General features: G+C 64.2%; 12 protein-coding genes. 8 read left to right on the top strand and 4 right to left on the bottom strand.

The features are described 5' to 3' along the window. Window positions 1-47 precede the first annotated feature (47 nt). Genes C2U70_RS23355 through C2U70_RS23345 form a run of 3 tightly spaced genes read left to right on the top strand, consistent with a single transcriptional unit; the run spans window position 48 to window position 4,102 of the window. Window positions 48-2,252 carry an amylo-alpha-1,6-glucosidase gene (locus C2U70_RS23355; protein ID WP_140980773.1) on the top strand — a complete coding sequence of 735 codons (2,205 nt, stop codon included), beginning with the start codon at window positions 48-50 and terminating at the stop codon, window positions 2,250-2,252. Window positions 2,253-2,276: 24 nt separating this feature from the next. Then, entirely contained in the window at window positions 2,277-2,789 is a 513-nt protein-coding gene (locus C2U70_RS23350) for a PRC-barrel domain-containing protein (RefSeq protein ID WP_186294422.1), read from the top strand. Window positions 2,790-2,824: 35 nt separating this feature from the next. After that, window positions 2,825-4,102: an MFS transporter gene (locus C2U70_RS23345; RefSeq protein ID WP_433960700.1), complete on the top strand. Its 1,278-nt coding sequence runs from the start codon at window positions 2,825-2,827 to the stop codon at window positions 4,100-4,102. Window positions 4,103-4,170: 68 nt separating this feature from the next. Here C2U70_RS23345 and C2U70_RS23340 read toward each other — a convergent pair whose 3' ends face one another. The 4 genes from C2U70_RS23340 to fixL all read right to left on the bottom strand — a co-directional run bounded on the left by C2U70_RS23340 (window position 4,171) and on the right by fixL (window position 7,565). Beyond that, window positions 4,171-4,863 carry a helix-turn-helix domain-containing protein gene (locus tag C2U70_RS23340; protein ID WP_186294421.1) on the bottom strand — a complete coding sequence of 231 codons (693 nt, stop codon included), beginning with the start codon at window positions 4,861-4,863 and terminating at the stop codon, window positions 4,171-4,173. 107 nt (window positions 4,864-4,970) lie between these two features. After that, window positions 4,971-5,354 (bottom strand): response regulator, encoded by a 384-nt coding sequence (locus C2U70_RS23335; protein WP_186294425.1) that lies wholly within the window; start codon window positions 5,352-5,354, stop codon window positions 4,971-4,973. An 80-nt stretch (window positions 5,355-5,434) separates the two neighbouring features. Further along, window positions 5,435-6,052: a response regulator FixJ gene (gene fixJ / locus C2U70_RS23330; protein WP_140980766.1), complete on the bottom strand. Its 618-nt coding sequence runs from the start codon at window positions 6,050-6,052 to the stop codon at window positions 5,435-5,437. Between the two features lie 4 nt (window positions 6,053-6,056). Then, a complete protein-coding gene (fixL, locus tag C2U70_RS23325) occupies window positions 6,057-7,565 on the bottom strand; it encodes a sensor protein FixL (RefSeq protein WP_140980764.1) in 1,509 nt (502 codons plus the stop codon). 205 nt (window positions 7,566-7,770) lie between these two features. Between fixL and C2U70_RS23320 the strand changes: the two genes are divergently transcribed. The 5 genes from C2U70_RS23320 (at window position 7,771) to C2U70_RS23300 (ending at window position 11,829) form a co-directional block, all read left to right on the top strand. Then, the gene (locus C2U70_RS23320) at window positions 7,771-8,604 is read left to right on the top strand and encodes a universal stress protein (protein ID WP_140980762.1); all 834 of its coding nucleotides are present in this window, start codon (window positions 7,771-7,773) and stop codon (window positions 8,602-8,604) included. A 37-nt stretch (window positions 8,605-8,641) separates the two neighbouring features. Continuing rightward, entirely contained in the window at window positions 8,642-9,067 is a 426-nt protein-coding gene (locus C2U70_RS23315) for a CBS domain-containing protein (RefSeq protein ID WP_140980760.1), read from the top strand. 188 nt (window positions 9,068-9,255) lie between these two features. Then, entirely contained in the window at window positions 9,256-10,905 is a 1,650-nt protein-coding gene (gene ccoN, locus C2U70_RS23310; protein WP_140980758.1) for a cytochrome-c oxidase, cbb3-type subunit I, read from the top strand. 11 nt (window positions 10,906-10,916) lie between these two features. Continuing rightward, window positions 10,917-11,651, top strand: a complete 735-nt coding sequence (gene ccoO / locus C2U70_RS23305; RefSeq protein WP_140980757.1) for a cytochrome-c oxidase, cbb3-type subunit II — start codon at window positions 10,917-10,919, stop codon at window positions 11,649-11,651. Between the two features lie 13 nt (window positions 11,652-11,664). Next, window positions 11,665-11,829: a cbb3-type cytochrome oxidase subunit 3 gene (locus C2U70_RS23300; RefSeq protein WP_140980756.1), complete on the top strand. Its 165-nt coding sequence runs from the start codon at window positions 11,665-11,667 to the stop codon at window positions 11,827-11,829. Window position 11,830: the final 1 nt, after the last annotated feature.

Here is an 11,830-nt window from a genome sequence, read left to right as displayed (position 1 = left end):
CGTCCCGACCGAATGCGTCTTCGATCATGAGCGCAGGGGATGACCGCATGTCAGCCGAAGTCGTAACCCAGATCGCCCTGGCCTCGCGCACCCTGGAAGTGGTCGCCGAGCAGCCGTTCTATATTCCGATGACCGGCCCCGCGGCGCGGCCGCGGCGATCGCTCAAGCACGACGACACGTTTATCGTGCTGGACAGCCACGGTGATATCGGTGCGTCCGCTGGCGGCCCGGACGGGCTGTTTCATTGCGACACCCGCTATCTGGCGCGGCTCGAGCTCGTGCTCGACGATCTCCAGCCCCTGCTGCTCGGCTCCAATCTGCGCGACGACAATTCGGCGCTGACCGTCGATCTGACAAATCCCGACATCTACCGTCAGGGCCGCATCGTCCTGCAGAAGGACATGCTGCACATCGTGCGTACGATCTTCCTGTGGCGCGGCACGGCCTATCAGCGTATCGGCGTGCAGAACCACGGCGACCGTCCGGCGAGTTTCGAGATGACGCTGCTGTTCGACAGCGATTTCGCAGACTTGTTCGAGGTTCGCGGCGAAAAGCGCAAGCGCCGCGGCACCGGGGCGAGCCGCCTGAACGGTCCTACCGACGTCGTGTTCGACTATCACGGGCTGGACGAGTCCGAACGCACCGCGGCGCTGCATTTCGATCCGCGCCCAAGCCGCTTGTCGGTGAATGCCGCGACGTGGCAGTTGGAGCTCGATCCCCATCAGTCGAAGTCCTTATTCGTCGCCGTCTCCTGCAACCGACCGCCGACGCTGAAGCCCGCGCGGTTCTTTTCCGGGCTGCTGGCGCATCGCCGCGAGATGCGGCAGTCGACCATGGGCGCCGCCAGCATCGAGACCTCCAACAACATTTTCAACGAGGTGCTGTGCCAGGCCATGGCCGACCTCAATATGCTGATGACCGACACGCCGCAGGGTCGTTACCCCTATGCCGGCATCCCCTGGTATTCCACCACGTTCGGCCGCGACGGCCTGATCACCGCGTTGCAGATGCTGTGGATCGACCCGCGGGTTGCCAAGGGCGTGCTGCGGCGGCTGGCGCATTTCCAGGCTCAGCGCGACGATGCGCTCGCCGACGCCAACCCAGGAAAGATCCTGCACGAGATGCGCGGCGGCGAGATGGCGGCGCTGCGCGAGGTGCCGTTCGCGCAATATTACGGCAGCGTGGATTCCACCGCGCTGTTCGTGCTGCTGGCCGGCCGCTACTTCGAGCGCACTGGCGACGAGGCGACGCTGACCGAACTATGGCCGGCGATCGAGCTGGCCCTGTCCTGGATCGACGGGCCCGGCGACCCCGATGGCGACGGCTTTGTCGAGTATCAGCGGGCGTCCGAACAGGGGCTCGCGAACCAGGGCTGGAAGGACTCTTACGACGCGATCTTTCATGCCGACGGCACACTCGCCGAAGGCTATATCGCGCTGGCGGAAGTGCAGGGCTACGTCTTCGCGGCCAAGCAACTGGCCGCCCGCTGCGCGCTGCGGCTTCGCAAGCCGGAGAAGGCGGCACAGCTCATGGGCGAAGCGACGGGGTTGGCCGAACGATTTGAGCAGGCGTTCTGGTGCGATGATCTCGGCACCTATGCCCTCGCGCTCGACGGGGCCAAGCGACCCTGCAAGGTGCGGACATCGAATGCGGGGCAGTTGCTGTTCTCGGGCATGATCCGTGAGGACCGCGCGCGAAAAGTCGCGGCCGACCTGATGCGGCCGCACTTCTTCTCCGGTTGGGGCATTCGCACTGTCGCGCTCGGTGAGGTTCGCTACAATCCAATGTCCTATCATGACGGCTCGATCTGGCCACACGATAACGCGTTGATCGCGCTTGGACTTGCCCGCTACGGCCTGAAACATTCGGTGGCCCATGTCTTCAAGGGCCTGTTCGATGCCGCGACCTATATGGATCTGCGGCGATTGCCGGAACTATTCTGCGGATTCCGGCGCGAGAAGCGGCGCGGCCCGACGCTGTATCCAGTCGCGTGCGCGCCGCAGGCCTGGGCCAGTGCAACGCCCTTCACCCTGCTGGAAGCAGCCCTCGGTATCGAGTTCGACGTCGCGCGCAACGAGATCCGCCTGCGCAATCCGCATCTGCCGGCATTCCTGAACGAAGTGGTGCTGCACGATCTCAGGCTCGGCGAATCCAGCGTCGATCTCAGGGTTCGTCGTCACGGCGACGACGTCGCGCTCGAGGTGCTGCGCACCCGTGGCCAGATCCAGGTCTCGATCGTGCTGGCGCGCTAGCTGTCAAAGCCGGAGGAAAGCCGCATGCGTATCATCGGGCGGTTCGTGTTGAGTGCGATGATTGTCGCGAGTGTCACGACGGTCGGCTTGCGTGCCGCCGACGAACCACCTGCGGCGCAGACCGAGCCCAATACACCGCCACCGCCACCACCTCAGGTGCCGGCGGTGCCGAAGGACGCGGCGCCGCCGCCCTCCGTCACCATCATCGGTGCCAGCGACGCGCACGGTGTGCTCGGCCGCGACGTCCGAAGCGCAGCCGATGAGGACATGGGGCGAATCGTCGACGTCATCGTCGATCGCGTCGGTAAGGTGCGGGCTGCGGTGATCGACTTCGGCGGCTTTCTCGGCGTCGGGAGCCGCAAGATCGTGGTCGATTGGGGCGCGCTGCGCTTCGGCAACATCGCCAAGAAGAAGGACAGCATCTGGCTCGAGCTCACGAAGGCTCAGGTCGCCGCCGCCCCCGAGTACAAGGAGGATACCCCGATCGTCGTGCTTGGTGCATCCGGCACCCTGCAACCACTTCAGATCATGCCTTGAGGAGAAGGGGAGGCTGGCTGCCGGTGCGCTTGTCCATGAAACCGATCCCTCCGGTTGACGACCACGGCGAACGCCGCAGCGCTGAACCTGTGTCTTCCGCCCCGCGGGAGCCGCCGACCCCGTCGCGCCAGAGCCTGCGCGGGCTCGATTGGTTCATTTTTTTCCTGGCCGACGTCCAGACCGGTTTTGGCCCCTTCATTGCGGTTTACCTGACGACGCAGAAATGGACGCAGGTCGAGATCGGACTCGTGCTGTCGATCGGCGGCATCGTCGGGCTGATCGGCCAGATGCCGGGTGGCGCCATCATCGATGCCGCGAAATCCGAGCGGCTGGTCGCGGGGCTTGCCATCGCCACCATCGGCTGCGTCGCGTTGGCCTATGCGGCCATGCCGGTGTTTCCGGTCGTCGTTGCGGCCGCGACCCTGCATGCGGCGGCGAGCTGCGTGTTGGGGCCGGCGATCGCCGCGATCAGCCTCGGCCTGGTCGGACCGCTCGCGATCGGCGAACGGCTCGGCCGCAACGCGCGCTTCGCCTCGCTCGGCAACGGCGTCGCCGCCGCCGTGATGGGCACGGCCGGCTATCTGCTGTCGAGCCGCTCGGTCTTCCTCGTCACCTTCCTGCTTGTCATCCCGACCCTGATCGCGCTCTCGCGCATCCGCGAGGAGGAGGTCGACATCAGGCGCAGTCATGGCGCGATGCCGCGCGAAATGGCCGACAAGGCCGATACCAACATCTGGCATCTCGTGCGGCAGGGGCCGCTGTTGATCTTCGCAGCGAGCGTGCTGCTGCTACAGCTCGCCAACGCGGCGATGCTGCCGTTGATGGCGAGCGTGGTGACGACGCGGTCGAGCCAGTGGGCCACCGTGCTGATCGCCGGCTGCATCATCGTTCCCCAGGCCATCGTCGCCCTGATGTCGCCGACGGTCGGGCGCAAGGCGCAGGAATGGGGCCGGCGGCCGCTGCTGCTGGTCGGATTCGGTGCGTTGGCGATTCGCGGCCTGTTGTTCGCGACCGTGCGCGACCCTTATCTGCTGGTGCTGGTGCAGGTGTTCGACGGCATCACGGCCGCCGTGTTTGCGGTGATGATTCCGCTGATCGTGGCCGACGTCGCCTTCGGCAGCGGCCATTTCAACCTGGCGCAGGGCGTCGTCGGCACCGCGACCGGCATCGGCGCGTCGCTCTCGACCGTGCTCGGCGGTTACATCAGCGACAAGTTCGGCAGCAGCACCGCCTTTACCGGGCTCGCTTGCGTTGCCGCGACCGGGTTGTTGCTGGTGTTTCTGGTGATGCCGGAGACCCGACGCACGACATAAAGAAAATGCCGGCCGAAACAGGTTCGGCCGGCCAGGCGAGGAAGATGGATGGCAGGGGAGTTAGGAACTCAGGCGTCGAGATTGTGGAGGCGCTGGCGGTTGCGCAGCACGATCTGGCGGGCACCGGAGAAGCCGAGGATGCCCTGGGTGTGGAGTTGCGACAGCGCGCGCGACACGGTTTCGAGCGTCAGGCCGAGATAGTCGCCGATATCGCGGCGGCACATCGGCAGCGCCATCATGCCGGCAACGGCGAGGCGGCGGTCCATTTCCAGCAGGAAGGTGGCAACGCGCTCCATAGCGGTCTTGCGGCCCAGCAGCAGCATGTGATCTTCGGCATGACGCAGCTCGCCGGCGGTCATGGCCCAGAGCTTGCGGGCGACCAGGACGTCGGTGCCGGCGGCTTTTTCGAGGCTCGAGCGCTTCACCAGACGCACGGTGGTGTCGATGATGGCTTCGGCGGCGAGGCGATGAGTAGCGCCGGATTCGAGGCCGAACACGTCGCCGGGAAGATGGAAGGCGCCGATCTGGCGGCGGCCGTCGGAGAGGAGCTTGTAGCTGCGCACCGCGCCGGAGACGACCTGGTAGACGTACTCGGCGGGTTCGTCCTCGCCGTAAATCTCCTCGTCCTTGCCAAAGGAAAACTCGGTGGCGACCAAGCCGACATGGCCAGTGACTGCGCCAAACTGGTCGGAGACGGGATAGATGACGGCGGGAGCAATCTTGCTGCCGGTGATCTTGGTGTTGAGCGTCTGGGTGAGCATGTGAGCCATCTCCGTTTGTGATGGCACATGGGTACCGGGGATTCTGCGGGCTGAAAATTTCGAGCGATATCTTAAGGAGGTCTACCTACGTAGATTCCCGTAGGTCGTCAGGACCGCCGATCCCGGATCGCGTGGCGGATCTGCTTGATCAGGTTTTCGTCCAGAAGCGGCTTCAAAATCACGTCTCTTACCCCGGCAGCGGCGGCGCGGGTCGAGATGTTCTCGTCGGGATAGCCGGTGATCAGGATCACGGGGGCGTCGACATTTGATTTCCGGAGGCGCGTGACGAGGTCGATGCCATTGATGTCGGGCATCTTGTAGTCGATCACATAGCAGTCTGCGCCACGACTTCCGGCGGCGTTGAGCAGGGCCGTGCCGTTCTTGAAGGTGCGCACGGCAAAGCCGTCGGTTTCCAGCAGGAATCGCAGGGACCCCAGCACGGCCGCATCGTCATCGACGACATAGACGACAGGTTTTGCGGTAGATGCCATCGGCCGCCGCTCATGTTGCGCGCTCATCGCGGTCATGCAGCATTAGTAGCACGCGGCGACGGCCAGCCCTTTGACCTGCCTCAATCCTTGAGCATGCCGGCCCGCATCGCCAGCCGGACCAGCTCCGACAGGCTGTTGGCTTGCATCTTGGTCATGACATTGGCCCGGTAGACCTCGATGGTGCGCGGGCTGATGTCGTATTCGCGGGCGATCAGCTTGTTGGAGAGGCCGGCGATCAGCCCCTCCATCACCTGGCGCTCCCGCGGGCTCAAGGAGGCGACGCGGGCCGCGATGTCCTGCGCGATCGCCTCGTTCTTGGCGACCGGTTCGGCCTGGCGGATCGCGACGTCGATCATCGCGATCAGCCGGTCGTCCTCGAACGGCTTTTCGAGGAAGTCGACCGCGCCGAGCTTCATCGCCTCGACCGCGAGCGGCACGTCGCCATGGCCGGTCATGATCAGGATCGGGAAGGGGCTCGCCTGCGCCTTGACGCGCTTGAGCAGCTCGATGCCGTCGATCCCGGGCATGCGCACGTCCGAGACGACGCAGCCGAACACGAGGTCGGGCAGGGTATCGAGAAAGGCTTGCGCCGACTCGAACAGCCGCACGCTGTAGCCGGACGAATCCAGCAGGAAATGCAGCGAGTCCCGCATCGCCTCGTCGTCGTCGATAACGTAGATATGTCCTTTGATCGTCATCGCTTCAGGTCTCGTCGGCTGCTGGCAGGGTAAAGCGGAATGTTGCGCCGCTGGATGCGTTGCTCTCGGCCCACATGCGGCCGCCGTGAGCCTCGATGATCGAGCGGCTGATCGACAATCCCACGCCCATGCCGGTCTCCTTGGTGGTGAAGAAGGTCTGGAACAGGTTAGGGATCACGTCGTCCTGGAAGCCCGACCCCGTGTCGGAGACCTCGACCTCGATCATGTCGTCAGGAGCCCTGGCATTGACGACGACGAGCTCGCGCCGCGGCGACTGCGCCATGGCCTCGAGCGCGTTGCGGAACAGGTTGACCAGCACCTGCTGAATCTGGACCCGGTCGGCCAGCACCAGATCGGCCTCCGGGTTGAGATTGAAGCGGAGCTGGACGTTCTGCTCGCGCGCCCCGGCAAGGCCGAGCGCGCCGGCTTCCTCGATCATCTTGGACAGGCTCTCGACCCGCTTCTCGGATTCGCCGCGCGCCACGAAGTCGCGCAGCCGCCGGATGATCTGGCCGGCGCGCACCGCCTGCTCGGCGGCGCGATCCATCGCGCTCTCGATCTTGGCGATGTTCGGGTCCGCGCTTCCGGCTAGCAGCCGCCGCGAGCCCTTCATGTAGTTGCTGATCGCAGCCAGCGGCTGGTTCAGCTCATGCGCCAGCGCGGACGCCATTTCACCCATCGCGCTCAGACGCGAGACGTGCACGAGCTCGGACTGCAATTCCTGCAGTCGCGCCTGGGTCTGCTGGTGCTCGGTGAGGTCGCGCACGAAGCCCGTGAAATAAGGCTCGCCGCCGGACTGCATCTCGCCGATCGAGAGGTGCATGGGGAACGTCGTGCCGTCGTGGCGCTTGCCGGTGACGATGCGGCCGATGCCGATGATGTGCGGATCCCGCGTCGTCCGGTAGCGCGCGATATAGCCGTCGTGCCGCGACTTGTCGGGCTCCGGCATCAGGATGCTGACGTTCTGGCCGATCGCCTCGTGCTCGGGATAGCCGAACAGCCGCTCCGCGGCCGTGCTGAAGAGCTGGATGATGCCGTGGCCGTCGATCACGATCATGGCGTCCGGAATGGTGTGCAGGATCGAGCGCAGATGGCTCTCGCGCGTCCGCAGAGCCTCCTCGACCTGCTTCTCCTTGCCGATGTCGAGAAAGATACCGCTGAGATGGCGCGCGACGCCGGCATCGTCGCGAATCACGCCCGCACGCGCCCGAATCCATTGCCCGGGGCCGGGCACGCGGAAGGAGATGTCGAAGCCGCCGCCATGCTCGGTGACATGCCGGATCGCTTCCTCGACCCGCGCGCGATCCTTCGGATCCAGGCGGTCGAGGAAGAAGTCGTAGCTGATCGGCTGGTCGCCGAAGACGCCGAACAGGACCTTTGCCGCCTCCGACCATTCCAAATCGCGAGACCCAAGATCGAGATCCCAGGTGCCGACGCCGAACCCTTCGATTCGGATCCGAAAATGTTCGCCCCGGCCGTCATCTGCGGGATGCGTGACGCGGGTCGGGCTCAAGCTGTTTCATCCTTCTCTTGCAGGTGCGGGGCCAATTCGGTCGCCCTGATTTTCGCGCATGGGAGCGGCGGAGGCAAGTTCCGATATCTGATTCCATTGCCGAATTCCCGGGGTACGACCCGCGCGCAGATTTGATCTATCTCATCCCGCCGCGCGTCGAGCCGCCTACAGTTTCATAACAATTCGACTGCAGCGGAGAAACGAGATGAGTTACGCGACCGTGATGGTCAGCTTGGCCGTTAACCAGGCCAACGAGGCGCGCCTTCAGGTCGCGGGCGAGCTCGCCGAGCGGTTCGAGGCCGCCGTCATCGGGGTTGCGGCCGCACAATACGCCCCGCCGCTGTATTTCGCCGACGGCGCCGCGGCCCAGAGGGTGATCGACGAGGGCGAGGCCTCGGTCAAGCAGCGCCTTGCGGATCTGGAGACGCAATTCCGCGGTGCGACGCGGAATCGCGGCGGCCATGTGGAGTGGCGCGGTGCGGTCGACTTTCCGGTGCGCCATATCCTTCAGCAGGCTCGCTGCGCCGACATCATTGTCAGCGGCGGACGCAGCCCGGCCTTTTCCGATGTATTCGCGCTTGCAAGTCCGAAGGATCTGGTGATGCAGGCCGGCCGGCCCGTTCTGGTCGTGCCCGACGGCGTCAACTGGCTCGATCTGCGCAGCGTGCTGGTGGCGTGGAAGGACACGCCGGAAGCAAGGCGGGCGGTGAGCGATGCGCTGCCGCTGTTGCGCAAGGCCAAGGAGGTGACGGTGGTCGAGATCGTCGAACGTGATGACGACCGTGAGGCGGTGACGGCCGGCTTGAGCGATGTCGTCGGCTGGCTCGCGCGTCAGCGGGTGACCGCGACGGCGCGGGTGTTGGAAGCAGCTCAGGGGGCGACGGCCGCCGATCAGCTCGGGAAGGTTGCCGGCGACGTCGGCGCGGGCCTCGTCGTCGCCGGGGCCTACGGGCATTCGCGCTTCCGCGAGATGATCCTCGGCGGCTTCACGCAATACCTGATCAACCAGTCCGCTCGCTGCGTGCTGCTGTCGCACTAGCGCGAAGCAGCAAGACGAACGTCAATGAGGATGCGCCGTGTACAGATTTCTTGAGCAGACCACCGACGGCCACATGACGCGCAACGTCAAGACCGTGGCACGCGACCTCAACATGCTCGAGCTCAGCGAGATGTTCGAGCGTGACGATTTCAACAGCTATCCGGTCGAGGACGACGGGCAGGTGGTCGGGATCGTCACCAAGTTCGACATCCTGAAGTGTTTTGCCTTTACGCCGAGCCAGATGGTGCCGCGCTATCTCGACCTGATGAACCGCAAGGTCGGCGACGTGATGACGCCCGAGTTCATTTATGTGCATCCGGACACGCGCTTGACCCGCGTGCTCCAGCTCATGGTGGAGCACCGGATCAGGAGCATTATCGTGCTCGACGGAGCCCAGCGGCTGGTTGGCATCATCGCCCGCGAGGACGTCATCACCGCGCTGAAGGCAACTGCGCGCGACTGAATCTAGTTCCAAAGTCGGTATCGACTTCGAAAGTCGGTGCTAGGTCCGTGGTTTCGCGGAAGATTTGCGCTGGCGCGCGTTGCGCCTGCGCTCGTTGTGCTGAAGCAATTTTCTTGTCTTGATCTTGATCAATTTAATGCGAGGTCGAATGTGGTTTCTGGCCTCGTGTTCTTTCAGAGAGAATCCGCATGAGCCAGCCCTCCATGTCCAAGTCAATGACCGTCGGTGAAAGCGGCCTGGCGGCGTTGTTCGCGGTCACCGCCTTCCTGTGCGTGATCGCAGCAGCCAAGGCGCTCGACGCGCCCTTCGCGTTCCACGCTTCGCTGAGTGCCGCGGCGAGCCTCGCAGCGGTCTTCGTCATCCTCAATCGCTATTTCGAGCGCCCCGCGGCGCTGCCGCCGGCGGAGATCAACGGCCGGCCCAACTACAATATGGGACCGATCAAGTTCTCGGCCTTCATGGCGATGTTCTGGGGCATCGCCGGCTTCCTGGTCGGCCTGATCATCGCCTCGCAGCTCGCATGGCCGGCGCTGAACTTCGATTTGCCCTGGATCAGCTTCGGCCGTCTGCGGCCGCTGCATACGTCGGCGGTGATCTTCGCCTTCGGCGGCAACGTGCTGCTCGCCACCTCGTTCTATGTCGTGCAGAAGTCCTGCCACGTGCGCCTTGCGGGTTATCTCGCACCCTGGTTTGTCGTGGTCGGCTACAATTTCTTCATCCTGATCGCCGGCACCGGCTATTTGCTCGGGGTCACGCAAGGCAAGGAATACGCCGAGCCTGAATGGTACTCGGACCTCTGGCTGACCATCGTCTGGGTCGTTTACCTGCTCGTCTTCCTCGTGACGATCATCAAGCGCAAGGAACCGCATATTTTCGTGGCGAACTGGTTCTATCTCGCCTTCATCGTGACGATCGCCGTGCTGCATCTCGGCAACAATCCTGCGCTCCCGGTCTCGGTGTTCGGCTCCAAGTCCTACATCGCCTGGGGCGGCATCCAGGATGCGATGTTCCAGTGGTGGTATGGCCACAACGCGGTCGGCTTCTTCCTGACCGCCGGCTTCCTCGCCATCATGTACTACTTCATTCCCAAGCGCGCCGAGCGGCCGATCTACTCCTACCGCCTCTCGATCATCCACTTCTGGGCGCTGATCTTCCTCTACATCTGGGCCGGTCCGCACCATCTGCACTACACCGCGCTGCCGGACTGGACCCAGACGCTGGGCATGACCTTCTCGATCATGCTGTGGATGCCCTCTTGGGGCGGCATGATCAACGGCCTGATGACGCTGTCGGGTGCCTGGGACAAGCTTCGTACCGATCCCGTGCTGCGCATGCTCGTGGTCTCCGTCGCCTTCTACGGCATGTCGACCTTCGAGGGCCCGATGATGTCGATCAAGGTGGTCAACTCGCTCAGCCACTACACCGACTGGACCATCGGCCACGTGCACTCCGGTGCGCTCGGCTGGGTCGGCTTCGTCTCCTTCGGCGCGCTGTACTGCCTGGTGCCGTGGGCCTGGAACCGCAAGGGTCTCTACAGCCTCAAGCTCGTCAACTGGCATTTCTGGATCGCCACTCTCGGCATCGTTCTCTACATCTCCGCGATGTGGGTGTCCGGAATCCTGCAGGGCCTGATGTGGCGTGCCTACACCTCGCTCGGCTTCCTCGAATATTCCTTCATCGAGACCGTTGAGGCGATGCATCCCTTCTACATCATCCGTGCGGCCGGCGGCGGACTGTTCCTGATCGGCGCGCTGATCATGGCCTACAATCTCTGGATGACGGTTCGCGCAGGCGAGGCAGAAGTCCAGGCGCCCGTCGCTCTTCAGCCGGCGGAATGAGGAGTTCAACAATGTCGTTCTGGACACGTCACCAAATCTTCGAAAAGAACTCGATCATTCTGGTCGTCGGCATCCTGCTGGTGATCGCGATCGGCGGGCTCGTCGAGATCACGCCGCTGTTCTACCTGAAGAGCACGATCGAGGTCGTCGACGGTGTCAGGCCGTACACGCCGCTCGAGCTCGCGGGCCGCAATATCTACGTCCGCGAGGGCTGCTATCTCTGTCACTCGCAGATGATCCGCCCGCTCCGCGACGAGGTCGAACGTTACGGTCACTTCTCGCTGGCGGCCGAGAGCATGTTCGACCATCCGTTCCAATGGGGTTCGAAGCGGACGGGGCCGGATCTCGCCCGCGTCGGCGCCAAATACTCCGACGACTGGCACGTCACCCACCTGACCAATCCGCGTGCCATCGTTCCGCAGTCGGTGATGCCGGGCTATCCGTTCCTCAAGGAAACCGAAGTCGATCCGGCTGCGATCACCGACCACATGCGGACGTTGAAGACCGTCGGCACGCCCTACACCGACGATCAGATCGCCAACGCGGCCGCCGACATGAAGGCGCAGGCCGATCCGGACAACGCCGGAACCGACGCCTTCACCAAGCGCTATGCCAAGGCATCGGTCCGCAATTTCGACGGCAAGCCGGGCACTCCGACCGAGATGGACGCGCTGATCGCCTACTTGCAGATGCTCGGTACGCTCGTCGACTTCAAACTCTACAATGAGAAAGCCAATCTTCGCTGAGAAGGCATCACCGATGAAAGCTATCCTGACAGTCCACAATCTCGCGTCCGACCTCGTGACGACCATCTGGACGCCGGCCTTCGTCGCGATCTTCCTCGCGATCATCGCCTACGCACTTTGGCCCCGCAACAAGGCCGCTTTCGACGAAGCGGCGCGCCTGCCGCTGCGGGAGGAGTAAG

Origin of the sequence: Bradyrhizobium guangdongense (genome assembly GCF_006483445.1) — a bacterium.
In the GTDB taxonomy this organism is placed as follows: domain Bacteria; phylum Pseudomonadota; class Alphaproteobacteria; order Rhizobiales; family Xanthobacteraceae; genus Bradyrhizobium; species Bradyrhizobium guangdongense_A.
The sequence above is the reverse complement of the archived record's forward strand: the minus strand, read 5'-3'. Positions and strand labels throughout refer to the sequence as shown.